The organism is Desertimonas flava (genome assembly GCF_003426815.1).
GTDB lineage: Bacteria > Actinomycetota > Acidimicrobiia > Acidimicrobiales > Ilumatobacteraceae > Desertimonas > Desertimonas flava.
This window is the reverse complement of the sequence record NZ_QKYK01000001.1, coordinates 413826-439153: the sequence shown is the minus strand read 5'-3', so window position 1 is coordinate 439153 and position 25328 is coordinate 413826. Positions and strand designations below refer to the sequence as shown.

Annotated in this window: 22 protein-coding genes, 2 tRNA genes, 1 other RNA gene and 4 pseudogenes; 16 read left to right on the top strand and 13 right to left on the bottom strand. The window is 69.3% G+C overall.

Features of this window, described 5'->3' with window-relative positions:
- Position 1 precedes the first annotated feature (1 nt).
- Positions 2 to 817, bottom strand: coding sequence for a methyltransferase domain-containing protein (locus DN771_RS02140; protein ID WP_116995646.1), 816 nt, complete (start codon positions 815 to 817; stop codon positions 2 to 4).
- A 140-nt stretch (positions 818 to 957) separates the two neighbouring features.
- An RNA gene (ffs, locus tag DN771_RS02135) (signal recognition particle sRNA small type) lies at positions 958 to 1056 on the bottom strand.
- Positions 1057 to 1188: 132 nt separating this feature from the next.
- Between ffs and DN771_RS02130 the strand changes: the two genes are divergently transcribed.
- From DN771_RS02130 to DN771_RS02115, 4 genes are all read left to right on the top strand, one after another.
- A tRNA-Ser gene (locus tag DN771_RS02130) sits at positions 1189 to 1273 on the top strand.
- 50 nt (positions 1274 to 1323) lie between these two features.
- Complete coding sequence (gene tadA, locus DN771_RS02125; RefSeq protein ID WP_193615337.1) at positions 1324 to 1800, top strand: tRNA adenosine(34) deaminase TadA; 477 nt, start codon at positions 1324 to 1326, stop codon at positions 1798 to 1800.
- A gap of 108 nt (positions 1801 to 1908) precedes the next feature.
- On the top strand, positions 1909 to 2862 hold the full coding sequence (locus DN771_RS02120) for an MMPL family transporter (protein ID WP_162941442.1): 954 nt from the start codon (positions 1909 to 1911) through the stop codon (positions 2860 to 2862).
- A 60-nt stretch (positions 2863 to 2922) separates the two neighbouring features.
- A tRNA-Ser gene (locus DN771_RS02115) sits at positions 2923 to 3010 on the top strand.
- 358 nt (positions 3011 to 3368) lie between these two features.
- Here the strand turns inward: DN771_RS02115 and DN771_RS30810 are convergent.
- The 3 genes and pseudogenes from DN771_RS30810 to DN771_RS02095 form a co-directional block, all read right to left on the bottom strand.
- Positions 3369 to 3521, bottom strand: a pseudogene (locus tag DN771_RS30810) (prolyl aminopeptidase); the annotation flags it as partial.
- Positions 3522 to 3844: 323 nt separating this feature from the next.
- The gene (locus DN771_RS02100) at positions 3845 to 4099 is read right to left on the bottom strand and encodes a Txe/YoeB family addiction module toxin (RefSeq protein ID WP_116995643.1); all 255 of its coding nucleotides are present in this window, start codon (positions 4097 to 4099) and stop codon (positions 3845 to 3847) included.
- Entirely contained in the window at positions 4096 to 4341 is a 246-nt protein-coding gene (locus DN771_RS02095; protein WP_116995642.1) for a type II toxin-antitoxin system Phd/YefM family antitoxin, read from the bottom strand. Before DN771_RS02095 ends, DN771_RS02100 begins: the two co-directional genes overlap by 4 nt.
- 101 nt (positions 4342 to 4442) lie before the next feature.
- On the opposite strand from DN771_RS02095, the gene DN771_RS02090 reads away from it, so the two are divergent.
- Positions 4443 to 5066 carry a LysR family transcriptional regulator gene (locus DN771_RS02090; RefSeq protein WP_116995641.1) on the top strand — a complete coding sequence of 208 codons (624 nt, stop codon included), beginning with the start codon at positions 4443 to 4445 and terminating at the stop codon, positions 5064 to 5066.
- On the opposite strand, the gene DN771_RS29150 is transcribed toward DN771_RS02090, so the two are convergent.
- Together DN771_RS29150 and DN771_RS02085 are read right to left on the bottom strand one after the other, a co-directional pair.
- Positions 4990 to 5166, bottom strand: a complete 177-nt coding sequence (locus DN771_RS29150; protein ID WP_162941441.1) for a hypothetical protein — start codon at positions 5164 to 5166, stop codon at positions 4990 to 4992. The two genes, DN771_RS02090 and DN771_RS29150, sit on opposite strands and share 77 nt — an antisense overlap.
- Before the next feature lie 157 nt (positions 5167 to 5323).
- The gene (locus DN771_RS02085) at positions 5324 to 5971 is read right to left on the bottom strand and encodes a response regulator (RefSeq protein WP_116995640.1); all 648 of its coding nucleotides are present in this window, start codon (positions 5969 to 5971) and stop codon (positions 5324 to 5326) included.
- A gap of 54 nt (positions 5972 to 6025) precedes the next feature.
- Here DN771_RS02085 and DN771_RS02080 point away from each other — a divergent pair, with 54 nt between their 5' ends.
- The 7 genes and pseudogenes from DN771_RS02080 to DN771_RS02055 all read left to right on the top strand — a co-directional run bounded on the left by DN771_RS02080 (position 6026) and on the right by DN771_RS02055 (position 12887).
- A complete protein-coding gene (locus tag DN771_RS02080; RefSeq protein ID WP_205528373.1) occupies positions 6026 to 7159 on the top strand; it encodes a GAF domain-containing sensor histidine kinase in 1134 nt (377 codons plus the stop codon).
- A gap of 156 nt (positions 7160 to 7315) precedes the next feature.
- Entirely contained in the window at positions 7316 to 7681 is a 366-nt protein-coding gene (locus DN771_RS02075) for a carboxymuconolactone decarboxylase family protein (protein WP_116995639.1), read from the top strand.
- Between the two features lie 115 nt (positions 7682 to 7796).
- Positions 7797 to 8705 (top strand): annotated as a pseudogene (locus DN771_RS29955) (P-type ATPase actuator domain-containing protein); the annotation flags it as partial.
- Between the two features lie 98 nt (positions 8706 to 8803).
- On the top strand, positions 8804 to 10414 hold the full coding sequence (locus DN771_RS29950; RefSeq protein ID WP_227462258.1) for an HAD-IC family P-type ATPase: 1611 nt from the start codon (positions 8804 to 8806) through the stop codon (positions 10412 to 10414).
- Positions 10411 to 11817 (top strand): multicopper oxidase domain-containing protein, encoded by a 1407-nt coding sequence (locus DN771_RS02065; RefSeq protein ID WP_116995638.1) that lies wholly within the window; start codon positions 10411 to 10413, stop codon positions 11815 to 11817. Before DN771_RS29950 ends, DN771_RS02065 begins: the two co-directional genes overlap by 4 nt.
- A 110-nt stretch (positions 11818 to 11927) precedes the next feature.
- The gene (locus DN771_RS02060) at positions 11928 to 12296 is read left to right on the top strand and encodes a hypothetical protein (protein ID WP_162941440.1); all 369 of its coding nucleotides are present in this window, start codon (positions 11928 to 11930) and stop codon (positions 12294 to 12296) included.
- Positions 12297 to 12404: 108 nt separating this feature from the next.
- Positions 12405 to 12887, top strand: coding sequence for a pyridoxamine 5'-phosphate oxidase family protein (locus DN771_RS02055; RefSeq protein ID WP_116995636.1), 483 nt, complete (start codon positions 12405 to 12407; stop codon positions 12885 to 12887).
- An 81-nt stretch (positions 12888 to 12968) separates the two neighbouring features.
- Here the strand turns inward: DN771_RS02055 and DN771_RS02050 are convergent, their stop codons facing one another.
- Complete coding sequence (locus tag DN771_RS02050) at positions 12969 to 13799, bottom strand: universal stress protein (protein WP_116995635.1); 831 nt, start codon at positions 13797 to 13799, stop codon at positions 12969 to 12971.
- A gap of 120 nt (positions 13800 to 13919) precedes the next feature.
- Positions 13920 to 16189 (bottom strand): annotated as a pseudogene (gene ppsA / locus DN771_RS02045) (phosphoenolpyruvate synthase).
- Positions 16190 to 16384: 195 nt separating this feature from the next.
- Between ppsA and DN771_RS30805 the strand changes: the two are divergent.
- A pseudogene (locus DN771_RS30805) lies at positions 16385 to 17255 on the top strand (universal stress protein).
- 86 nt (positions 17256 to 17341) lie between these two features.
- Here the strand turns inward: DN771_RS30805 and DN771_RS02030 are convergent.
- From DN771_RS02030 to DN771_RS02010, 4 genes are all read right to left on the bottom strand, one after another.
- A complete protein-coding gene (locus DN771_RS02030; protein ID WP_162941438.1) occupies positions 17342 to 17761 on the bottom strand; it encodes a pyridoxamine 5'-phosphate oxidase family protein in 420 nt (139 codons plus the stop codon).
- 92 nt (positions 17762 to 17853) lie between these two features.
- Entirely contained in the window at positions 17854 to 19170 is a 1317-nt protein-coding gene (locus tag DN771_RS02025) for a phosphoribosyltransferase family protein (protein WP_116995633.1), read from the bottom strand.
- Between the two features lie 60 nt (positions 19171 to 19230).
- The gene (locus DN771_RS29140) at positions 19231 to 20037 is read right to left on the bottom strand and encodes an AMIN-like domain-containing (lipo)protein (RefSeq protein WP_162941369.1); all 807 of its coding nucleotides are present in this window, start codon (positions 20035 to 20037) and stop codon (positions 19231 to 19233) included.
- Positions 20038 to 20206: 169 nt separating this feature from the next.
- Complete coding sequence (locus DN771_RS02010; RefSeq protein WP_116995631.1) at positions 20207 to 21352, bottom strand: glycosyltransferase family 4 protein; 1146 nt, start codon at positions 21350 to 21352, stop codon at positions 20207 to 20209.
- 243 nt (positions 21353 to 21595) lie between these two features.
- Here DN771_RS02010 and acsA point away from each other — a divergent pair, with 243 nt between their 5' ends.
- From acsA to DN771_RS01995, 3 genes are read left to right on the top strand one after another with little or no spacing between them, the layout of a single operon-like run.
- Entirely contained in the window at positions 21596 to 23326 is a 1731-nt protein-coding gene (gene acsA, locus DN771_RS02005) for an acetate--CoA ligase (protein ID WP_116995630.1), read from the top strand.
- Positions 23327 to 23328: 2 nt separating this feature from the next.
- On the top strand, positions 23329 to 24312 hold the full coding sequence (pdhA, locus tag DN771_RS02000; RefSeq protein WP_205528366.1) for a pyruvate dehydrogenase (acetyl-transferring) E1 component subunit alpha: 984 nt from the start codon (positions 23329 to 23331) through the stop codon (positions 24310 to 24312).
- The gene (locus tag DN771_RS01995; protein ID WP_116995629.1) at positions 24309 to 25328 is read left to right on the top strand and encodes an alpha-ketoacid dehydrogenase subunit beta; all 1020 of its coding nucleotides are present in this window, start codon (positions 24309 to 24311) and stop codon (positions 25326 to 25328) included. The genes pdhA and DN771_RS01995 overlap by 4 nt, the downstream gene beginning before the upstream one ends.

The window sequence follows — 25328 nt, the reverse complement described above, 5'->3', positions numbered from 1 at the left end:
GTCAGGCACCCGGAGCGCGGGCGAGGACCTCGACGTGGACGACGACGAACACGCCGGCCGGCTCGGCCGCCCACGCCTCGAACGCCGCCGCCAACTCGGCCAGCTCGGCCTCGTCGCTCAACCCGTACTCCACCGCCTGCTCCCCGTAGGACGAGGCACGGATGCGGTCGGCCCACAGCAGCCCCCACCACGTGCGGTCCTCCGTGGTGGCGAACGTCCACGTCGAGCTCGACGTCTGCACGTCCTCGAAACCGGCAGCGTGGACCCAGGTGGGGAGCCAGCGGCCGGCATCGGCCTGGGCGCCGTTGCGCTGCGTGATCTGGTGGTACAGCTGCATCCAGCGGTCGAGTCGCGGATCCGACGGCGCCCAGCAGAAGGCGCCGTAGTCGCTGTCGCGGACGGCGATCAGCCCGCCGGGCCGCAGGACGCGCCGTGCCTCGCGCAGCGCGGCGATCGGGTCGCTCAGGTGTTGCAGCACCTGATGGGCGTGAACCACGTCGAAATCACCGTCGGCCGCGTCGAGGTCGTAGGCATTGGCCACGTCGAACTCGACGTTGCCGGCGCCAGCGGCCGCGGCAGCGGACTGCGCCTCCGCCACGACAGTGTCGGCGACATCGACACCGCGCACCGGGCCGGGAGCCACCCGGGATGCCAGGTCGAGCGTGATGGTGCCCGGCCCGCAGCCGAGGTCGAGCAGCCGATCGCCCGGATGGAGGTGCGGGAGCAGGTAGGCGGCGGAGTTCTCTGCGGTGCGCCAACGGTGGCTGCGGAGCACCGCCTCGTGATGACCGTGGCTGTAGACGTCGACATCGGGCATGACTCCACAGTCGCGCCAGACGGCACGTCTTGTCCAGCGGGATTCGTGTCCCAGTTATTGAGACAGCGAAGCTTCGCGACACCACAGGCGAACACGGCGAACCCTTCCGGACGCGGCACGGCTCCGACGGGCACTGAAGTGACGGCCAGGCGATCTGCGGCACACAGGTGGTATCGCTGAAGGCTGCTACCTCCCGGTCCTGACCTGGTTCGCGAGCACCCGTTGCACAGGACCCGACCGTCACCTCACTACCCGCCGGAGCCGGCACGAGGACGACGCCGATCGTCGAAACGCGACGATCAACGTGGTGGCGTCACGATAGCCGCCCGCTACCCTTCGTCCACCCGAGGTCGCAAGCCCCGGGCAACCCAGGAGGGGTGCGAGAGCGGCCGAATCGGCACGCTTGGAAAGCGTGTGTGGGGAAACTCACCGTGGGTTCGAATCCCACTCCCTCCGCTGATGGCCGCCGGCACGAACGTCGCCGCTGCGCCCAACGACCACCGTCTATGACCACACCGCCGACGACCGACCCGGCCGGCTGGCACGTCGAGATGCACGCGGCGATCGCCGAGGCCGCGGCCGCCGTCGCCCATGGCGATGTCCCCGTCGGTGCCGTGGTGGTGCGCGACGGCGCGATCATCGCCGCCCGCCACAACGAACGCGAGCTCACCGGCGACCCCACCGCCCACGCCGAGCTGCTCGCCGTCCGCGATGCGGCCGCGGTGATCGGGCACTGGCGACTCGACGACTGCACGCTCGTCGTCACGCTCGAGCCCTGCCCGATGTGCGCCGGCGCCCTCGTCAACGCCCGGCTCGGTCGCCTCGTGTACGGCGCGACCGATCCCAAAGCCGGCGCCGCCGGCAGCCTGATGAACCTGGTGACCGACCCTCGTCTGAACCACCGGATCCCCGTGGAGTCGGGCCTCGAGGCGGAGCGCTGCGGCCAGCTGCTCAAGCAGTTCTTCGCCGAGCGGCGCCGCTGACACACAGCCGCCGGCGCGTTCTCAGCGAGTTCCCGGCTGATCCTGCCGAAAGGTTCAACCGCCGTCGTCATCGTCGTGATCACCCCTCGACCACGAACGGAGATCATGATGAGAACACGCAGAGCCGCCGTCGTCGCCGCCAGCCTCGGGCTGCTCGGTGGAGGCGCCGCCTGGACGATGAGTCCAGCGCTCGCCGCCTCGCCGGCGACCATCGACGACACGGTGCCCGACGACGAGTCGACCACTGGCGGGGACGAGACGACCACCGCCACCGAGGCCGAGCCGTCGAGCGACGAGACATCTGACGACGCGACGGCCGATGACCAGACCGGCGCGGACGGCGACCTCGGCGACGACCAGATGTCGACGACGGGCGACTCCTGGATCGACGATCTGCTCGCCGATCTCGTCGCCGACGGAACACTGACCCAGAGCCAGGCTGATGCGGTGGCCGCCGCCTTCGAGGACGCCATGCCTGTACTCGGCGGTCGTGGCGACGTGGCCCGCCCCGGCCGCGTCGGTGGGATCGCGATCGGCCTCGACGTGGCGGCCGACGCGCTCGGCATCTCCACCGAGGAACTGGTGACTGCGCTCGGCGAGGACCAGAGCATCGCCGACGTCGCCGTGTCGCAAGGCGTCGAGGTTCAGACGGTGATCGACGCTCTCGTCGAGACCGCGTCGGAGCGCATCGACGAAGCGGTGGCTGCGGGTGAGCTCACCGAAGAGCAAGGCGCTGAGCGTTTGGCCATCGCGATCGAGCGTGTCAATGAGCTGGTGAACCGGCCCGGCGGTCTCCCCCGTCCCGGCCGACCCGGCCGTCCCGGGACGAACTGGCCTGGTGGTTTCCCAGGCGACGAGTTCCCCGGATTCCCCGGCGGCGGCTTCCCCGGACAGCCGAATGACGACGGAGCATTCCCGTCGCTGGGCGGACCGGGACACGAGTACGGACACGACGAGTGGGACGGCGGCGACGGTCCCGCCCCGACCGACGGACCCTCATCGACGGACAGCTCGGCGGCCGACGCCGGCGACTCCACGGACCTCGACACGGCCGACGCCTGATCGGCGCCACCCCAGCGGAGTGGTTCGGGATCGGCCGATGGGCCGATAGCCTCCCGCAGCGGAAGGATACCCAAGCGGACGAAGGGACACGCCTCGAAAGCGTGCGAGGGTCAAACCTCCGTGGGTTCGAATCCCACTCCTTCCGCCAATCGAGCCACCAGGGCGTTTGTGCCCGGTTCGATTCAAACCCTGTACGGCGAGTGCTACGTCGTTCAGTGCAGCTCCTCCGACGCCAACCGGAACACTTGGGACCAAGGACCCTTCCGGCTCCACGGACAAATTCGGACAATCGCGCGAACGGCGGGCGGACAGCGGGGAGAGGCACCGAACACTACGGCGGCCGACGCTCACAGCACTCCCCGCTGCGCCGCCGCAGCCTCTCGTGGTGGCGAGGAGATCGAATTCCTCGGCGACACGACGTAGCGAGCCCGATCAGTCCGGGTGACTACGGGTCATGGCCGCCACCAGTGATCGCGTGGCGCTGCTCGAACTCCTCGAAATCCAAAGCGAGCACCGAGGCCGGCGCCGGAGCCCGGGCCGCCGTGTACATGCAGCATCGGCTTGCCGGCGTTGCTGCCGACCGTCTCCCAGTAGACGTGGTTGCCGTCACCGACATCGATCATCCCCGACTCGTGAGGCTCGCGCGGCGCAACAGACATGACCCGAATGTGGCCCGGCCGTGCCGCCGTCCGCTCCTTCGGCTTTACGAGCGAGCACCTTCAGCCGAAGCGGGTTCTCGGCCAGCCATCGCGGCGCGAAGCAGCCGTTGTCGTTGCTCGAGGATCTCGGGCCGGCCGCCCGAGAGCGACGGCGAGGTCGTGTGCGAGGTGATCGTGAACACCACGCTGTGAGCGTTCAAGTCGCAGTGACTGCCCACGACGTCGGCGAGGCCCACTGTTGCGGCGATCTGCTCGGACTGCTCGATCTGCTCCAAGTGATCGACGATCGGCCGGTTCAGTCGGCACCACTATCGCGAGGTCTGTCAGTAGTGGTAGCGAGCCTGGAGGATCACGATGTCGTCACCGTCGACGAGATACACGAGCCGATGCTCCTCGTCGATTCGTCGAGACCACGCACCGGCGAGGGCGTGACGAAGCTGTTCTGGTTTGCCGATGCCAGCGAAGGGATCGCGGGTGACGTCGTCGAGGAGGCGGTTGATGCGCTTGAGCGTGGCACGATCGGTGCTCTGCCAGTGCCGATAGTCGTCCCACCCGTTGGGGGTGAAGACGAGCCTCACCGGTCGAGTTCGTGCTCCTCGGAGCTGCCGGCGCGTGCTTGGTCGAGGCTCTCGAGCAAGCGGCGGACGTTGGCTGGCGACCGCAGCAAGTAGGCAGTTTCCTCGAGGGCGCGATAGTCGTCGATGGAAAGCAGCACGGCGTCGCCTCGCTTTGAGGTGATTTCGATCGGGGTGCGGTCCTCGTTGACCTTCTCGAGCAGCGGGAACAGGTTCTTGCGGGCTTCGCTCGCGGTGATCGCCATGGCGTCCTCCCGGAAGTGGTACCGGATAGTGTACCACTGTGTGTTGGCGGGTGGCAGCCGCAACGGACGCAGCCAGCCGTGTCTGAGAATCGCGTTCCACAATCCTTCGGCTCGGGCTGACGCCCTCTCGGGTCAGCCAGACCATCCGCACCCTTGAACGCCGAGTCGGTGGTCGCTTGTTCGAGCGCACCAGCCGCGCCGTATCGCTGACGGCGCTCGGGGCGCAGATGCGCCAGAGCATGCTCCCCGCGTACCAGCAGATGGAACAGGCGTTCAACAATGCCCGTGCCGCTGCGACTGGGCTCACCGGCACCGTGCGGATCGGCATGTACTCGCCGGCCAACGGCGGTCCGTACCCTTTGGAGATCATCGCCGGTTCAAGCAGGAGCACTCGAACTACGACGTCGAGCTCGTGGAGACCGGATTCGAGCACAGCCAGTTCGACTGCTGCGGCGCGACCGCGTCGACATGCTCGCCGTGCGCCTTCCCATCTCCGAGCCCGGCGTCGTCGTCGGGCCGGCGCGTGGCCCGGGCGCGCGCTCGACCACGACCGGCCAGGGAACCGACGTCGTGCCACTCGGAGGTTGCTCGCCGGAGGCACGCAGCCGAGCGTCAAGGCGGACCCATCCGCCCGGCTGCGCGACCGCCTCACTCGATCGCCCGGCGGAAGGCGAGAGCGACCATGGCCCCGAACGAGCGCGAACCTCGTGCGATGTGCAGGATGAATCGGGGGATCGGCGAGGGTCCGCTCGTGGCCGGCGGGGCGACCGCATCGGAGCCGACCGGGTCGACGTCGCCACGCCAGATGTACCTCCCGCCTCCCATCCCGCCTCCTTGCCCGATCGAAACGCGCTGTCTCTCTGACCGGAAGTCGCAACGGGCCATGCGATGACGCGATCGCTCCGAAACTCTCCCTCAGACCGTCCGCGTGTCAACGTCGGCGTCCGCGGCCAGGGGACCGCGGCCGAGGCCGATCGAGCGATCAGATCTCCGGGTGGTGACGCTGACTGAGACGGGCGGCGTAGACGGCCGCCTCGGTCCGGCGGTGCATACCGAGCTTCATGAGGAGGTTGGACACGTAGTTCTTGATCGTCTTCTCCGCCAGGTACATCTCGGCGGCGATCTGCCGGTTGGTGAGGCCGTCGGCGAGGAGGGCGAGGATCTTCTGCTCCTGCGCACTCAACGACGCCAACCGCTGATCCTGAGGCGGTGGATTGCGCAACCGATCGATGACGCGGGCGGTGGCGAGCGGGTCGAGCAACGACTCCCCTCGAGCGACTCGTCGCACCCCCTCGACGAGGTCGCCGCCGCGCACCTCCTTCAGCAGATACCCGGCTGCACCGGCCATGATGGCGTCCACGAGCGCTTCGTCGTCGTTGAACGACGTCAGCATCACGCAACGCAGCTCAGGGTGATCGGAGCGGATCTGGCGGCACACCTCGATGCCATTGCCGTCGGGCAGCCGAACGTCGAGGACAGCGACGTCGGGCTTGGCGACCGGGACCCGGAGCAGCGCCTCCTCGGCCGTCGATGCCTCTCCGACGACGGTGATGTCGCCGGACGCCTCCAACAGGTCGCGGACCCCGCGTCGAACCACCTCGTGATCGTCGAGGAGGAAGACCCGGATCATCGGCGACTACAGCTCCTTGCGGCGGGACACGTCTGACGAATCTATCATCGACTCGTGGCCCACTACGAGTACGCGGGCGTCAAGCAGTTGAGGAGGCTGCTCGACGCCGTGATGGCCGTCGGATCAGAACTCAGCCTGCCGACGATCCTCCGGCGGATCATCGAGACCGCCACGGAACTGGTGGACGCCCGGTACGGAGCCTTGGGGGTACTCGACGAGTCGAGGACCCGCTTGTCGGAGTTCATCACCGTCGGGATCGACGACGACACGATCCGACGGATCGGGGATCTGCCAGAGGGCCACGGCATCCTGGGCCTGCTGATCGTCGACCCGAAGCCCTTGCGGCTGCCCGACCTCTCTGCGCATCCCGACAGCTTCGGATTCCCGCCCAACCATCCACCGATGACGTCGTTCCTCGGTGTGCCGATCTTGCTGCGCAACGAGGTGTTCGGCAACCTGTACCTCACCGACAAGGCCGATGGTGATGTCTTCACCGACGTCGACGAGGAGTTGGTGGTCGGTCTCGCAGCGGCGGCTGGGCTGGCAATCGAGAACGCCCGCCTCTACCAGCTCGAGCAGATGCGATCGTTGTTCGACGAACGCGAGCGAATCGCTCGAGACCTCCACGACGACGTCATCCAACGAGTCTTCGCAGCCGGACTGTCGTTGCAGTCCGCCGCACAGATGTCGAGGCAGCCCGAGCTCACCCAACGGCTCGCTCAGGTGATCGACGACTTGGACAGGACGATCCGCCAGGTTCGCAATGCCATCTTCCGTCTCGGTCAGCCCGCCGACGAGACGGTGAGTGTTCGGGCCGACATCATCACCGTCTGCACCGACGCCACGAGTGCGTTGGGATTCGACCCGCTCTGCCAGATCGCCGGGCCGGTCGACACATCGGTCTCGGCGTCCGTCTCCGATCATCTCGTCTTGACGTTGCGCGAGGCACTGTCGAACGTCGCCCGTCACGCCAAGGCGACAAAGGTGGAGGTGCACGTCGCGGTCGAGGGTGGCACGGTCCGGCTGGACGTGATCGACGACGGCATCGGAATCGACGACGGATCGATCGGCAAGGGCAACGGGTTGCGCAACCTACAGGGTCGCGCTGCCGCGGTGGGGGGCAACCTGTCGGTCTCCACATCGACCTCCGGTGGCACGCATCTCATCTGGCAGGCGCCGTTGAACTGAGCCGCTCGACCGACGGACGGTCGTGCGTCGATCCGGGGCGGCGAAGAACCCGGACTCCGACGGGTCGGCGTGGTGACCATCGGCCCTAGCGAGCACATGACGGCCGGCAGACAGTGAAGGCATGGCAACGTCCCATGTCGAGTCGGAGGCTCGCTGATGTCCCCCACCGGGCCGGCGCCGAGCTCCGCCCACCTGATCGACGAGCTCAAGGGACCGACGCGCTCACTCCGCGGAGCGATCCCGAACACGTGGAACGCATTCGGGAGCATGCACGAGGCGGCCGTCGCCGACGGCGCGCTCGCCAGTTCGACCAAGGAGCTCATCGCCTTGGCGATCGCCGTCGTCAAGCAGTGCGACGGCTGCATCGCTTACCACGCCAAGGCGGCGGCCCGCCGCGGCGCGACCGCCGACGAAGTCGCCGAGGCGCTCGGCGTCGCGCTGCTCATGGACGGCGGCACCGCATCCGTGTACGGGCCACGCGCCTGGGCCGCCTTCCAGGAGTTCGCCGGACCACCGACCTGACGCACGCGCGCGACACGACGGCCCGGATGCGGCGCGTCACAAGGGCCCTCACCCGAGGCTGCGCCGATGACCTTGGGCCCTGTCGTCGGAGCAGCGCGCGTGGTGTGCTCGAGGTGTGACGCCCACGCCGGCCGACCACCCGTTCTGGGTGCCTCCTGAAGACGACGTGCTCGCTGCTGCCGGCACCACGCCGCTCGGTCTGACGACCGAACAAGCGCGCTCTCGTTCGGTCGGTCGACGCGAGGACAGTGCCGCGGCGAACCAGTGGCGACTGCTGTGGCGCCAGTTCAACAACCCGATCATCCTGCTGCTCCTCGTCGCCGCGATCTTGTCGATCGTGCTGGGCGACCTGGTCGACGGGCTGATCATCGTCATCATCACTCTCACCAGCGCCCTGCTCGGCTACCGCCAAGAGAGCGGCGCCGTGCGGACCGTCGACGATCTGCTCGGCGCCGTGCGGGTGCAGGTCGAGGTGCGACGGGACGGTGCCGTTGTGCCCGTCTTGATCGACGATGTTGTCGTCGGTGACGTGGTCGAGCTCCACGCGGGCGACGTCGTCCCCGGCGACGGTCGCATTCTCTCCGCCGATTCGCTGATGGTCGACGAGTCGGCCCTCACCGGCGAGAGCTTTCCCGTCGAGAAGCAACCGGGCCGGCTGCCCGACGACGCCCCGCTGGGCACACGCACCAACAGCGCATGGCGCGGCACCCACGTGGCCAGCGGGACCGGCGTGCTGGTGATCGCCAGCGTCGGGAGCGATACCGAGCTGGGGCGCGTCGGCACGCACCTCGGCGCCGGACACGTTCCGACCGCGTTCGAGCTCGGCTTGCGGCGATTCGGCTTCTTGCTGATGCGGGCGACCGCGCTGCTGGTCGCCGGCATCTTCGTCGCCAACGTCGTGCTCGATCGTCCCCTCATCGAGTCGCTCCTGTTCTCTCTGGCCCTGGCCGTCGGGCTGACACCGCAGCTGCTGCCTGCCATCGTCACCGTCACGCTGGCGCACGGGGCCCGCGTGATGGCGGCGCGGCGCGTCATCGTCAAGCGGCTCGACGCGATCGAGGACATCGGAGCGATCGACGTGCTCTCTGCACCGACAAGACGGGAACCCTCACGTCCGGCTCGATACGGCTCGACGCCGCGGTCGACCCTTCGGGCCGGCCTTCCGACGCTGTGCGCCATCTCGCCTGGATCAACGCGGCGGCACAGCGCTCGTTCCGCAACCCGATCGACGAGGCCATCACGGCAACCGCCGACGGCTCGGAGCCCGCCGTCCACATGATCGACGAGCTCCCGTACGACTTCAGCCGGCGACGCCTGACGGTGCTCGTCCGGGTCGGGGGAACGACGATGGTCGTGACGAAGGGCGCCGTCGAGGAGGTGCTCGGATGCTGCGATCTCGACCAGCAGGCACGGACGGCAGCCCACGAACAGTTCACCGCCCTGTCGGCCCGCGGCGTGCGCGTCCTGGCCGTGGCGACTCGTCACGTGGCCGAACCGCCACCTGCCGTGCTGGAGCCCGTCCACGAGTCAGGGCTCGTTCTCGCCGGGTTCCTCTGCTTCAGCGACCCACCCAAGCCTGACGCCGGGGCAGCGCTGGCCGAGCTGGCGGCCCTCGGCGTCTCGACCAAACTCGTCACCGGCGACAACCGGTACGCTGCCGCGCACGCCGCCGCCGCGGTGGGCCTCGACACCGCCGAGATCGTGACCGGAGCCGCCATGGCGAGGCTCATGGACGACGAGCTGACTGCCGTCGCCGTACGGGCCGCCGTGTTCGCCGAGGTCGAGCCCCTCCAGAAGGAACGAATCGTTCGAGCGCTACGCGCCGGCGGCCACACTGTCGGCTATCTCGGCGACGGGATCAACGACGCACCTGCACTCCGGCTGGCAGACGTCGGCATCTCGGTGGACAGCGCAGTCGACATCGCCAAGCACACGGCCAGTGTCGTGCTGCTCGACAAGGACCTCGGTGTGCTCGGCGAGGGTATCCGTCAGGGTCGCCGGGTGTTCGCCAACACGCTCAAGTACGTGCAGGTCACGATCTCGGCAAATTTCGGCAACATGGTCTCGATGGCGGTCGCTGCCGTGGTCCTGCCGTTCCTCCCGCTCCTGCCGCGGCAGATCCTCCTGCTCAACTTCCTCTCCGACATCCCCGGCACCACGATCGCGGCCGACAACGTCGATCGCGAGGCGGTGTCGGACCCCCACGGCTGGGACGTCGCACGGCTTCGCCGCTTCATGATCACGTTCGGTCTGATCAGCTCGGCGTTCGACATCGCCACGTTCGTCGTTCTGCGCGTCGGGTTCGACGCCGGTGCCGAGCTGTTCCGGACGGGTTGGTTCCTCGAGTCGACGGCAACCGAGCTTGTCGTCATGCTCGTGCTTCGGACCAGGAGACCCTGGTATCGCAGCCGTCCCGGCACAGCACTGCTGGCGTCGTCACTCGCCGTGGCCGCGATCACCGTGGCGATCCCGTTCAGCCCGCTCGCCGACAGCCTCGGGCTGACGGCCCCGACCCCGTCCCTCGTGGCCGCCCTCGCCGCGATCACCGTCCTCTACGTCGCCGCGACCGAGCTCGCCAAGCGATTCTTCGACAGCGCCCGGGACCGATCGTCGGTGCCGGTCCGCAAACGGCTCGATGGGCCTCCTGCGGGAACAAAAGGTCGTCTGCCGGGAGGCGACGGGACCTTCGACTCTCACCGATCGGCACCGATCGGAGTCATCGATGAACCATGAAGATCGGGAGACCCTTCCACCCGGCGAGGACTCTTCACCAGGCCGCGGTGCTGCTGCTCGGCGTCGTCGCAGTCGCCTGCGTCGATGACGCCCCGACCGTTCGCGGCGGCAGCGCGTTGAGACCAGCGGCCGTTGCCGGTGTCGCTCCGGGCGACACCATCGAGTTCCGCGCCTCCGAGTTCGGCTTCGCTCCCAAGGATCTGGTCGCTGTCCCGGGACAGTACCGAGGAGTCCTGATCAACGACGGTGCAGTCGAGCACGACATCACGTTCGAGGGGCATGACCCGATCGTCGCCGGTCCGGGGCAGACCGTCGAGTTCGAGTTCGCGGTTCCCGATGGCGGAATCCGCTACTGGTGCTCCATCCCCGGGCACGAGGATGCCGGGATGGCCGGCAAGATCGCTGCGGGCACCGGAGGCGAGACGAACGACCCGGCCGGCAGCGAGAACGGACACTCCGGTCCGGCGGAGCCCACAGGCGTGGCGGAGGCCGACCCGGAGGTTCCGGCGTACGCCCTTCGAGATCCCCACCCACCGGCGCGGGGCGAAGGGCCTGGCGTCACGCTCATCGCTGGAGGTGCCGCCGACGGCGGAGACCTGATCGAGTGGGAACTCGTCATCGAGGAGCAGCTGATGACCGTCGCCGAAGGGTTCGAACAGCTCGTATGGACCTTCGGCGGTGAGGTGCCGGGGCCCGTGCTCCGGACGCGGGTCGGCGACACCGTGCGCGTTCATCTGATCAACCCGCTCGACTCGGAGGTGTCGCACTCGATCGACTTCCACGCGTCACAGGTGTCGATGGAAGACGAGATGGACTCCATCGCTCCCGGTGAGGAGCTGATCTACGAGTTCACCACCGACTACGCCGGTGTCTTCATGTACCACTGCGGGACTCCCCCGGTCCTCCACCACATCGCCAACGGGATGTACGGGATGGTGATCGTCGAGCCGACCGAGGGCCTGCCACCCGCCGACGACGAGCTCTTCTTCGTCCAGTCCGAGTGGTATCTCGGACCGCAAGGCGAGGTGACCTCGTACGCGGCCGCCGACCAAGCCGCTCCCGCGCCCGATTTCCAGGCGTTCAACGGCGTCGCCTCGCAGTACCTCGATCATCCCATCTCCATCGCCACCGGAGAGGACGTGCGGATGTTCGTCCTCGACGCGGGGCCGTCGATCGCAACGTCGATCCACGTCGTCGGGGCGATCTTCCACCGAGTCGTCAAGGAGGGCGTCGCCCTCGAACCCGGCAATGAGGGCACCTGGGGTGCACAAGCCGTCGACCTCGCTCCAGCCCAGGGAGCGGTGATCGATTTCCGAGCGCCCGAGGCCGGCACCTTCGCGCTCGTCAATCACGCCTTCAACTTCCCGGGACGTGGCGCACTCGCGCTGCTCTCGGCGGGCTGACGGCACTCCGATCGGGAACTTCGGCCATCCGCACCGTGCGGATGCGCCGCGGCGGGCCAAGGGACCTTTGGCCCTACATCTCGCGGCGCGACGGTGCCTCAGATGGGGTCGTGACAGATGCTGTGGAGTCCGCAGAGGGATGGGCGCAGGTGGCGTACGTCAGCGTCGCTCACGACGGCCCTCGGATCGAGCAGGAAACCTGCGACGGCGCCGAGTCCGTGGCCCGCATCGTCGAGTCCTGGCAGGCACAGCAGTCACCCACCGTCGAACGGATCATCATCGAGCCGCATCCGCCGGAGCTGATCGTCGAGCTGTTACGAGCGATCGCCGACGCCATCGAACGTGAGCAGCCAATGCCACTGTCCCACCCGCTCCCGCCGCTGCGATTGGAGATGACGGCGGGGTCGACGACCGCGACGCCTCCCGGCCGCGTCGAACTCCGGCTGCTGATGCGAGAGCTCGCCCATCCCGGCGATTGACCGATCGCCGATCACGGAGTCGGTGGCGGGCGTCAAGGGCCGAATGGCCTGCCGGGTCGGGGTCGAGGACCCTGGGCAGGACCGGGACGACTGCGCTTCGATCGACGTGTGAGACCGATACCGACCCAACTTCGCGACGGGTTCGTCGTCACGATGTACGAACTCGAGGAGGAGACGTGCCGTCGGCTGGCCTGCGGTACGAGCTTCGGCCGCGTCGTGTTCGACGACGACGACGGGCCTGTGGCGTTTCCGGTGAACGCCCTGTTCACTCAGGATCGAGTGCTCTTCCGGACGGCGCCGGACTCGGTGCTGGACCGTTCGGCCGGGCGAGGCCAGTACGTGTCGTACGAGATGGATGAGATCGACCCGGTCAGTGAGTCGGGATGGAGCGTGCTCGTCCGTGGCCACGCCGGGCCGCTCGTCGACCCGGCAACGCTGGCCTCGGTCGCCGACACCGACGTGCGGCCGTGGGCACCTGAGGGTCGCGATCGATGGATCGAGATCGCAGTCGAGCGAATCTCCGGCCGGATCATCCGCCGTCATCGCCTCGAGACCGACCAGCCCCCCGACCCGTACATGCCGCCGGACTGACGCCACCGAGATCGATGCATTCGTCGTGTCCGCCGAACCTTGCGAGGACGACGCCGGCACCGCATCGAGCAGGGGTTCCGGTCAGACCGCGGGGCGATGACCGGCCGGAACGATGAGAACGGGCCTGGCACTGTGGTGCACCACGCTCATCGTCACGCTCCCGAGACTCACTCGCGCCATGCCGCCACGGCCATGGGATGCCATCACGAGGGCGTCGACCGGCCATCGGCGCGGCAGGTCGGCCAACTCCGCGGCGACGTCATCGGCGTGAAGAATCTCCCACTCCGCGTGAGGGACACGGCGCGCGAGTCCGTGGACGTAGTTGCTCTCCCGCCCATCGGAGGGCGGGGCGAAGAGATCGGGGCGCCGGGCCACCTCAACGATCCACGGGGTCGGACCGAACTGGCGGGCCCAGTCGATCGCCGGCTCGAGCGCCCGTTCGGCGACGTCGGAGCCATCGACGCACACCACGAGCCGTCCTTCGCGCGCGGGATGGTCGGGCGGACGGAAGTGGCGGCCGACGACGAGTACAGGCCGGCGCGATTCGCGTAACACCTCCTCGGTCGTGCTCCCGAGAAGGGCGACACCGATCCCGCCCCGGCCGTGGGACGCGATGCAGACGAGCGCCGCGTCGCGGTCGGCATCCTCCACGATCGTGCGGGCGGCGGCACCAGGGATCCTCACGACCGCTCCCGCCGTCGCGATGTCGATCTGCATGTCGACACCGGAGCCCACGGCCCGGGTCACGCGTTCGATGCGGTCGGTGACATCGCGCCGCTCGGCGTCATCGAAAGCGATGCCGAGCACCGTGACCGGTATGGCGGCCCGCCGGGCAAGGCCGCTGGCGGCCAGAAGGGCCTTCATCGACAGATCCGACCCGTCGGTCGAAACCACGATTCGCGGGTAGCTCATGAGTTCGACGGTCGGAACCTGCAGACCCGGACTCCACAGGACGAGGTCCTGACTGAGCGGACGCTTGAATGCTGACGCCGCCGGCGACAGTACGTCGGGCTGGGGCGACTCGTTGGCGGCTCAGCCACGGCGAGCCGCTTCGAGCAGCAGCCGGTGCTCGGCCGCACCGAGGGCGTGGCGGGCCGACTCGACGGCGTCGGGGTTGACCGACACGGACGTGATGCCGGCGCGCACCAGGTGCTCGGCGAACGCCGGGCGATTCGAGGGCGCCTGGCCGCACAACGATGACGTCAGACCGAGCCGGCGGCACTCCCCGATGATCTGGCCGATCGCCGCGAGCACGGCGGGGTCCTCCTCGTCGAAGAGCTCGCGGCAGACCTCGGAGTCGCGGTCGACACCCAGGACCAACTGTGTGAGGTCGTTGGAACCGATCGAGACGCCATCGATACCCATCGCGGCGTACTCACCCAGCCGGTAGACGACCGAGGGCACCTCGGCCATGATCCATCGCAGGAGACCGCGCTGGCGTCCGAGCGGGCTCGCGTCGATGAGCTCGAGGCAGGCTTCGAGCTCCCATCCGGTGCGCACGAACGGGATCATGACGTGAAGGTTCGGGGTCTCCTCGCGTACACGAGCCAGCAGCTCGAGCTCCAGCGAGAACAGATCCGGCTCGCGCACATACCGGTAGCAGCCGCGATAGCCGATCATCGGATTGTGCTCGGGTGGCTCGTAGTCGGCGCCACCCGACAGGGCACGGAACTCGTTGGTGCGGAAGTCCATCGTCCGGTAGACCACCGGTCGCGGGGCGAACGCCCTGGTGATCGTCGACAGCGCCGTCGCCATCGCACTCAGGAACTCTTCACGTCCACCGGCGGCCAGCACCGCACGCGGGTGGCGGCCCTGAAGCGCCTCGGTGACGAGGAACTCGGCTCGCAGCAACCCGACCCCGTCCACGGCGAGCGCGGCGACTTGCTCGATGTGATCGGTGAGCGCGACGTTGACGTAGAGGCGGGTGCCGAGATCGGTCGCGCCGCCCGCCGTGGGGGCCGGGGATGCAGTCGTCACCACGACAGGTGAGCTCCGCCTCCCGGGCGTGACCGTGCCTGCCGAACCGTCGACCGTGACGACCTGGCCGGTGGCGAGCGTGGTCGTCGCATGGCGCGTGCCGACGACGCAGGGGATGCCGAGTTCACGGCTGACGATCGCCGCATGGCAGGTGATGCCACCCTGATCGGTGACGACGGCTGCCGCGCGCCGCATCGTCGGCAGCCAGTCCGGGTTCGTCATCGGAGCCACGAGGACTTCGCCGCGTTGCAGGAGCGAACCCTCGCTGGGCTCGCGGAGGAGCCGGACCGGCCCGTCGGCAACTCCCGGCGAGGCTCCGAGGCCGCGAGCGACGACGTCCGTGGCGGCCGCCGTGGACTCGGCTAGGCCGGATGATCCGGCAGCGGGCGATGCCAGCGTGGTGATCGGACGGGTCTGGACGAGCATGACGGGTCCCTCCGCGGCGATGCACCACTCGACGTCCTGAGGCACCCCGTAGTGGTCCTCCACACTCCGGGCCAGCCGGGCGATCTCGACGACCTGGGCGTCCTCGAGCACCTTCTCACCGGCTTCCTGCGGTGACAGCTCGACGCGTTCGTCACCGTGGTCCTCGGCAGCAACGATCTTGTGGGTCTTGGTGCCGATCCGCCTGTCCACCAGTGCGAGGGTCTGCTTGTCGACGATGTACGTGTCGGGCTCGACCCGTCCACCGACGACGACCTCGCCCTGACCGAACGCCGCGTCGATCACGATCCGACCGCGGTCGGACGTGACGGGGTCGGCGGTGAACGCCACGCCTGACCGCTCGGCCGGAACATCGCCTGGACGACGACCGCCATCTGAGGTTCCCCGGCGAGTCCGCGAGCGCTGCGGTAGCCGAGAACCCGCTCCCCGAACAGCGATGCCCACGCAGCGACGACGGCTTCGGCGAGTGCCGCTGTACCTCGCACGTTGGTGATCGTGCGGTTCATGCCCGCGAACGACGTGTCGGCAGAGTCCTCGGCAGTCGCCGAGGACCGGACCGCTACCGGTGGGTCCTCGACACCGAGGCGGCGGCCCAACTCGGCGTACGCGGCGTCGAGGCTGCTGCGTATGGACGCGGGCAACCCGGCTTTGCCGACCAGTTGGCGCGCTTCGGTCGCCGCCGCGGCGCTGGGCTCGACAACCGGCGCGGCGAGCTGCTCGCGTACACCTCCCTCGTCCATCGACGCGACGTAGGCCTGAGCCGTGACGACGAATCCGGGCGGCACCGGGAACCCGGCGTTGGTCAGTTCACCCAGATTGGCGCCCTTGCCACCGGCGACGGCCACATCGGTCTTGCCGAGGTCCTCGAGCCACACGATCATGCTCACCGCCCTACCTCCGATCTCACGCTCATCGCCGCGCGACGACGCTGCCCTCCAGGTAGCACCGCCGGCCCCGGCGGACGGAAGGGGCGAAGGTCCCGACCTCGCGATCGTGGCGGTACCGGCGGACCCGCCCGCACTCCATGACGGACCTCCAGGGCCGTTGGTCTCTGGTGATCGGGTCGTGACAACTCGATGATCGAGGTGATGGACGAGACCTACACCGTCGGATACGACGGATCGGATGTTTCCCGGACGGCGGCCATGTGGGCGGCCGCCGAGGCCGATCGGACAGGCGCCCGAGTCAGCGTCGTGACGTGTTACTCGGCACCGGTCGCGGTGGATGCCTGGATGCCGACGGTTGCCTACGACGACGCGGCAACACGCTCGATCATCGGCGACGATCTGGCCGTCGTCGTCGAGACGATGCGCAGCCGGTACCCGGCCGTCAGATTCGACGAGCGCGTGGACACCGGCTCGCCACGAACGCAATTGGTCGCCGCGGCCGAGAACAGCACGCTGCTGGTCGTCGGGGGCACTGGCGCCGGGAAGCCCAGTCGTGGCTGCTCGGCTCGGTCGCCCACGCAGCTGCCCGGACGAGCCCGTGCCCCGTCGTCATCGTGCGCAGCCCGGAGCCCACGCCGCCGTCGAACCGGATCGTCGTCGGGACCGATGGGTCGGCCGCGGCTGACGAAGCGCTGACATGGGCCGTCGACGAAGCGGATCGCCGAGACGCCGAGCTCGTCGTCGTCCACGCTACCCGTACGGCACCGAGCTCAGCTCGATGACCGGCCACGACCTGACACGAGTCGACGCCGCGTTGGTTCTCGACCGCGCCCTCGAACGTTGTCGAGATCGCGGGCGAGGAGCGGTTCGTGGCGAGCTCGTCGAAGGCCCGCCCGCCCGCTCGCTCCTGGAACACGCAGACCATGCCGACCTCGTCGTCGTCGGCTCGCGAGGCCGCGGCGGGTTCCGGTCGCTCCTGTTCGGTTCGGTCGCCCATCGCGTCGCCGAGCACGCCGCGTGCCCGGTGGTCGTCGTCCGTGCGAAGCCCGACTCCCCGTGACACGGCCGCAGGCGGGACGGTCGGCCCCGGCCGTGGGCATCGACCGGCCGGGACGTCGAGCTCGCCGGTGCTCGAGCGGGCCGCGGTCAGCAGCTTGTGCTGACCGGCATGCCGGTCCGGCGGCCCGAGATCACGTCAGCGGGCAACCGGACGTAGTGGTCAGCGGTCGGCGATGACCACCGCTCGATGCCGAGGTCGTCGATGCGGGCGAGCTCGTTCGGATCGGTCACCTCCTGGGCACGCCCGATGACGAGGACGCTCCAACCCGTTCGCAGATCCCGGTCTGCGTGATCGACCTCGAAGCAGATGACCTGGCCCTCGCCGACCGCGTCGAGCTTGCTGCCTGCCGACGTGCGGAACACCACCGATGATCCGTCCACGACATAGGCCACGGGCAGTATTGCCGGCAGCGCGTCCGCGCTGATACCGACGCGGCCCAGCCATGCCGACGACAGCAGCTCGAAGCAATCGTGCTTGTTCAACGTTTCGAAGTCGGCGCTCTCCACGGCCGGCACACTGCCGGGTGCTCGCACCCGGCCGGTAGGGCCGAAAGTCCCGTTGGTCGGCCGCTCGCCCGCGAGTGACGGTGCCGAGCCGGTCAATCGTGATGCCGGAAGTGGAGGCAGAACCAGTTGCGTGCGGCCTCGGCGACGGCCTCCAGCGCGCCCGGTTCCTCGAACAGGTGGGTCGCCCCGGGGATCACGACGAGCTCGTTGGCGCACTGCAGCTCCGCCTGAGCACGGCGGTTGAGCTCCAGCACCACGTCGTCACGACCGCCCACGACCAGCAGGGTGGGCGCACGCACGCACGACAGGCGAGGCCGAGCCAGGTCGGGACGCCCACCGCGCGCGACGACCGCAGCGATCTCGGCGTGCGGGTCAGCGGCAGCCCACAGCGCGGCGGCCGCACCGGTACTGGCGCCGAAGTAGCCGATCGGAAGGGCGATCGACTCGGGCCGCCCGCGCAGCCAAGCGGTGACTCCAGTGAGGCGGCGGGCGAGCAGATCGACGTCGAACACGGCGGCGCGACGTTGCTCCTCGGCGGGTGTGAGCAGATCGAACAGCAACGTGCCGAGAGCGGCCCGGTTGAGGGCGGCGGCGACGGAGGCGTTGCGAGGACTGTGTCGACTGCTCCCGCTGCCGTGGGCGAACACGACGATCCCGATCGGGTGCTCGGGCACTGTGAGGTGGCCGCCGAGCCGAACCTCGTCCACGTCCACGGTGACCTCTTCATCGACTAGGAGCGCATCGGAGGGAGCGCCCGCGCTCGCCCCGTTCGGAGGGCGGCTGCGCTTCAGGCAGGCGATCGCCTCGTCGTCGGCGACCTGTGCGAAGTCGGCGTAGAACTGGCCCACGGAGCGGAACGGCTCCGGCGTCGCCAGGCACACATAGCCGTCGGCCGCCCCGCCCATCGCCTCGATCCAGCCGGGTGGGGCGACGGGGACGGCCAGGACCACCTGCGCGGCGCCTCGGGCCCGAGCCACCTGACAGGCGGCGCGGGCGGTCGAGCCGGTGGCGATGCCGTCATCGACCACCACGGCGACTCGGCCGGCGAGGTCGATCCGGGGACGGTCTGCCCGGAAGCGGCGAGCACGCCGGTCGAGCTCGACCCGTTCCTTCTCCTCCACCGCCGCCACATCACGCTCGGTCAGGCCGAATTGACGGACCAGGACGCCATCGACGACGCGCACACCGTCCTCGCCGATCGCGCCCATGCCCAACTCGGGCTGGAACGGAACTCCGAGCTTGCGCACCACGATCACGTCCAGCGGAGCGTCGAGTGCGTCAGCCACCTCAGCGGCCACCGGCACGCCGCCGCGGGGCAGCCCGAGCACCACCAGGGGCTGCCCCCGCAGGGGCTCCAGTCGGCGGGCCAGCCGGCGACCCGCCTGCCTACGATCAGCGAACAACTCCATCGGAAACCTCGTGCCTCCCTTGAGGATCCGTCCACATCGCCGGGATCGGCCGGACACCACTCACCGTGGACCCATCGGACCCATCGGACCCGGACCCATCGGACCCATCGGACCCGGACCCATCGGACCCATCGGACCCATCGGGCCCATCGGACACGATGGTGTCAGCGACGGATCGGCTGTGGCCGACCAGCACGGCATCGGCCACATCCGCGTGGGTGGGATCTCACCGCCCACGGTGGGCACCGGCGCGCCCGTCGCGGGCGGCGTGGGGACAGATGCCGGCGGCGTCCCGGGCACGTCCCGGGCGATGTCGACGACGATGCGAACCGGATCGCCGAGCGTGAAGACCCGGAAGTCGCGCTCGCGGTCGAGACCGATCGCCCAAGCTGTCATGCCCTCGAAGTTCTCGAGCATCTGCAGCTCACGGATGATGGTGACGTTCGTCGGGACGAACTCCGTCGGGCCTTGGTACCCAGCGCCCTCCGGGGACGTCATCCATGCGCCGACCGACAGGACCAGCGTCGCGTCGCCTGCCACCTCGACCGGCTCGCCGCGCGGTGAGTCGAGGATCGGGTCCGCCTCGTACCGCACCTGATAGCCGGGTAGGTCACCGCTGCCCTCGAGCTCGAGGACGACTCGCTCGAAGCACTCGTGTCCACCGGTGCGAACGTCTGCTCCGACCAGCGTCGACAGGCGACCGGGAAAGCCATCGACGACCGGAGCCGTGTCCCCCAGGTCACCGCAGGCCGTCGTCGCGGGAGTCGCCGGGGCCGGTGTGTCGGTGCTGGCTGCGACGGCAAGACCGCCGGCGACGACGCCAGCGCCCGCGAGGACCCCAGCGGCTAGCCATCGGCGCGGTCCCACACCTGCCTGTCTTCTCGATGCAACGTGCGGATGCGGTTGGGCAATCATGATCGCGCCTCCTCTCCTCCACTGTCCTCGCCCGGGTCGGACGCGGGAAGGGGCAAAGGTCCCGGCTCACCCGCGGAGCAGCGGCATCTCCCTGACGACGCCGTGCCGGCACGCGCCACGGTCATCCGGCGACGAAGGCCGGCGTTGGTTTGCCGCCGCGGCGGCGGATGGCGATGACCTCGTGGTACAGACGGAGGTGATCATCGACCATCCGATCGGTGGAGAAGTGCTTCTCGACCCGAGCGCGGCACGCGAACCGGCTGATGCCGTCGATGCGATTCAGCGCCACGGTCATCTCGGCCACGTCGGCACACAGATAACCGGTGTGGCCGTGGCTGACGATCTCCGGTGCCGCTCCCGACGCGAACGTGAGGACGGGCGTGCCACAGGCGAGCGCTTCGATCATCACCAGGCCGAACGGCTCGGGCCAACGGATCGGATTGACCAGGGCTTCGGCCCCGGCCAGCAGGTCGAGCTTGCGTTGACCGCCGACCTCACCGACGTACACCGCGTCGTCGCCGAGCAGTGGGGCGACGCGTTCGGCGAAGAAGCGGTGCTCGTTCGGTTCCCACATCTTCGCCGCGATCACGAGCCGTTTGCCGGCGCGACGGGCGGCGACGATCGCCCGGTGGGCCCCCTTGTCGGGGTGCATGCGCCCGAGGAACATCACGTACCCGCCGTCGCCGCGCCCGAACGGGAAGCTGGCGGGATCGATCCCGTGGTGAATGACCGCCGAGATGTCGACATCGGGCGCGGTCCTCCGCTGGGCGTGTGAGATCGCCACGACGTGGACACCAGCGGCCGCGACCGCGGCGTACTGGCGGCGGATCTCAGGGGTGAACTCGCCATGGGCGGTGGTGACGATCGGGATCTCGATGCCATGATCGCTCGCCCAGACCGGGCCCGACAACGTGTGATCGTGGACGATGTCGACGTCGCCGAGGGCCCGGTAGGCGGCCTCGACGTGGGCGATCTCGGCAGACTCCGGCGCGGTGGTGCCCAGTGCAGCGGGATACAACGATCGTGTCGGCACCGGGCACGTCGAGTCGCCGGTGCCGAACAGCGACACCTCGCAACCGGCGCGCTGCAGGCCGCGGGCCAGCTGGTCGATGACCGCCTCGGTGCCGCCGTACACCGACGGAGGTACAGGCACCCACGGCGGCGCGATCAACCCGACTCGGAGGTGGTGGGCGAGCGCGCGGGCTTCGTGCTGACCGGCTTGGTCGTACCGCCGTCGCAACGGACTCTCCAAGTGACGGTGCTGCATGAGCCCATCAGACCTCCGGCACCGACCCTGCACTAGGGGCGAAGGTCCCCCAGAGGGTCCGAGGCGCGTTGGGGACGGGCTCTCACACCGGCTGCAGATGCTGCGCGCCCCGGCCCGAAGGGACCTTTGTCCGCTGGTGCCACTGCGGCCGGCGGCGCCGGAGGCACTGGAGTCCACGGAGCGCGCCGCCGGAAGGGCCCAACGGCCCTGGCGAGTCGGTGCCGCCGTCACCACGCTGAGATCATGTCCGGTCCGACCGTGATCGCGAGTCCTCGAGACGAGAGGTTCTGGGCCGACGCCCGCGCCGAGCTCGAGGGGCTGCCGCACGGCGGTGGTCTCAACATCGCCCATGAAGCGGTCGACCGGCACCGCGCCGATGCCGACGCGACCGCCATCGTCGCGATCGACCGCCAAGGGAGACGCACGACCTTGACGTATGCCGAGCTGCGGCGCGCGACGAACCGCTTCGCCAACCTCCTCGAATCACTCGGCGCGCGTGCCTCGGACACCATGTTCGTGCTGCTGCCGCGGCGCCCGGAGCTGCACGTCTGCGTGCTCGGCGCGATGAAGGCTCGCCTCGTGGTCAGTCCGCTGTTCCCGGCGTTCGGACCCGAGCCGATCCGCCAACGAATGGCGCTCGGCCACGGACGCGTGCTCGTCACCACCGCCAGCTTGTACGAACGGCGCGTCGCGCCGATCCGGGCGTCGCTGACCCATCTCGAGCGTGTCCTCGTGATCCGCGAGCACGACGAGGAGCTCCCGGCCGGGACCATCGATCTGTCCGCGGCGCTGAGCCGCTCGAGCGACCGCTACGAGATCGCTGCCACCCGACCGTCTGACCCGGCATTGCTCCACTTCACGAGCGGGACCACGGGGACACCGAAGGGCGCGCTGCACGTGCACGAGGCGGTGGTCGCCCACCATTCGACCGCGACGACCGTGTTCGGGCTCCAGAGTGGCGACGTCTTCTGGTGCACCGCGGATCCCGGATGGGTCACCGGCATGTCGTACGGCGTGTTGGCGCCGCTGACCGTCGGCGCGACCCTCGTCGTGGACGAGGCCGATCTCGACGCCGATCGGTGGTACGGGATCCTCGAGCGTGAGCACGTGAACGTCCTGTACACCGCACCCACAGCCCTGCGCATGCTTCGCAAGGCCGGAGGAGACGTCGCGTCGAGCCACGATCTCGGTGCGCTGCGAACCATCGCCAGCGTCGGCGAGCCCCTCGATCCGGCGACCCTGGCGTGGGCGACGTCGACGTTCCGAGTACCGGTCCTCGACACGTGGTGGCAGACCGAGACGGGCGGCATCATGATCGCCAATCGAGCCGGCGTGGAGGTCCGGCCGGGGTCGATGGGCACACCGTTGCCCGGCATCGAGGTGGCGGTGCTCGACTCCGACGATCGTGGGGTCCCGCGCCAGCACGACGGGCACCCGGTCGCCGCGGCCGTCGGAGAGACCGGCCAACTCGCCCTGCGCGCCGGCTGGCCGTCCATGTTCCGGGCCTACCTCGGCGAACCCGAGCGCTATGCACGCTGCTTCGCGGACGGCTGGTACCTGACCGGTGACCTCGCCCGCCTCGATGCCGACGGGTATGTCTGGTTCGTCGGCCGTTGCGACGACGTCATCAAGTCGGCCGGACACCTGATCGGCCCCAACGAGGTCGAGAGTGTCCTGCTCCAGCACGCCGACGTGGCCGAGGCCGGCGTCATTGGCGTGCCCGATCCCGTCGCCGGCGAGATCGTCAAGGCGTTCGTGGTGCTGAGAGCTGGCGCGCCCGGCGGCGAGCGCACCACACGATCGATCCTCGCCCACGCCCGTCGTCAGCTCGGAGCGGCGATCGCCCCCCGTGAGATCGTCATCACGACCACGATCCCCAAGACCAAGAGCGGCAAGATCCTGCGCAGGCTGCTGCGTGCGCGTGAGCTGGGCCTCCCCGAGGGCGACCTGTCGACGCTGGAACCGGAGGTCTGATGATGCCGAGTGCCACGGACACGATGCGATCGCAGCGCCTCGGGTTGCTGCGGACGATGCTGCGGATCCGGCAGTTCGAGGAGCGCTGCGTCGAGCTCTACTCGGCGGAGCAGATCAGGGGCTTCGTGCACCTGTACATCGGTGAGGAGGCTGTCGCCGCCGGTGTGATCGACGCCCTCGACGATGCCGACGCGATCGTGTCGACGTACCGCGAGCACGGGCACGCGATCGCCCGCGGCGTGCCGATGCGCTCGTTGATGGCCGAGATGATGGGGCGCGTCGAGGGCTGCAGCCGCGGGAGGGGTGGATCGATGCACCTCTTCGACGCCGCACGGCGGTTCTTCGGCGGCAACGCCGTCGTGGGTGGAGGTCTTCCACTGGCCGTCGGGGTGGCGCTCGCCGACCACATGCAAGGGCGGGACAACGTGACGGCGTGCTTCTTCGGAGACGGAGCGATGGCCGAGGGCGAGTTCCACGAGTCGGCCAACCTCGCCGCGCTCTGGCACCTCCCTGTGCTCTTCTGCTGCGAGAACAACCTCTACGCGATGGGGACGGCGCTCGCCCGCTCGCACGCCCAGACCGACCTCGCGCTGCGGGCTGCCTCGTACGGTCTCACGTCATGGGCCGTCGACGGCATGGATGCACTCGCGGTGCGCGAGTCCGCCGGGCGAGCCGTCGAGTCGGTGCGCGCCGGTGGCGGCCCGCACTTCCTCGAGCTGAGGACCTACCGCTTCCGGGCCCATTCCATGTACGACCCCGAGCGCTACCGCGACAAGACCGAGGTGGCTGCCTGGCGCGAGCGCGACCCGATCACCACCCTCGACGCCGCCTTGCGCAGTGCGGGCGAGCTCGATGACGCCGGCCGGACCTCGCTCGACGACGAGATCGCCGCGGAGATCGACGACGCAGTCGCCTTCGGCGAGGCCGGCACCTTCGAGGACGTGGCCGACCTCACACGCTTCGTCACTGCGGAGGCGACGCCATGACGCAGGCCGACACTGTCCGCCCCTCCGGGGATGCCGTGGCCCAGCAGGCCGCGACCACCACGTACCGGGGGGCGATGCGCGAGGCGATGCGCGAGGCGCTCAACGCCGATCCTCGCGTGTTCCTGATGGGCGAGGACGTGGGTCGCTACGGCGGATGCTTCGCCGTGACCCTCGGCCTCCTCGAAGAGTTCGGTGAGGAACGCATCCGCGACACTCCCTTGTCGGAAGCCGGCTTCGTCGGCGCCGGCGTGGGCGCCGCTCTGGCCGGCCTGCGGCCGATCGTCGAGGTCATGACGGTCAACTTCAGCCTCCTCGCTCTCGATCAGATCGTCAACAACGCGGCCACGTTGCGCCACATGTCGGGCGGCCAGCTCGGGGTGCCCCTCGTCATCCGCATGACCACGGGCGCCGGGCGCCAGCTGGGAGCCCAGCACTCACACAGCTTCGAAGCCTGGTACGCGCACGTCCCCGGGCTTCGGGTGCTCGCCCCCGCCACGGTGGCCGACGCTCGCTTCATGCTGCAGCCGGCGCTCGACGATCCCGATCCCGTCGTCATCTTCGAGCACGGCTCGCTCTACAACACCCGGGGAACGATCGCCGACGGCCCCGTCGACATCCGGCGCGCAGTGATGCGTCGCGACGGTGACGACGTGACCATCGTGACGTACGGCGGATCGCTGCCCAAAGCGTTGAGCGCGGCCGACGAGCTGGCCGCCGGCGGGGTCAGCGCCGCGGTGATCGACCTGCGCTCGCTGCGGCCGCTCGACACCGAGGCGTTGGCAGCGGCCGCTGCTCGCACCCACCGGGTCGTCGTGGTCGACGAGGGTTGGCGCTCCGTCGGCCTGTCGGGCGAGATCGCCACGCAGATCGCCGAGGACGCGTTCTACGACCTCGACGCACCGGTGGCTCGCGTCTGCAGCGCCGAGGTGCCGATGCCGTACGCCAAGCACCTCGAGGATGCGGCGCTTCCGAACACGGCCCGGATCGTCGACGCCGTCCACCGCCTCGGAGGCTGA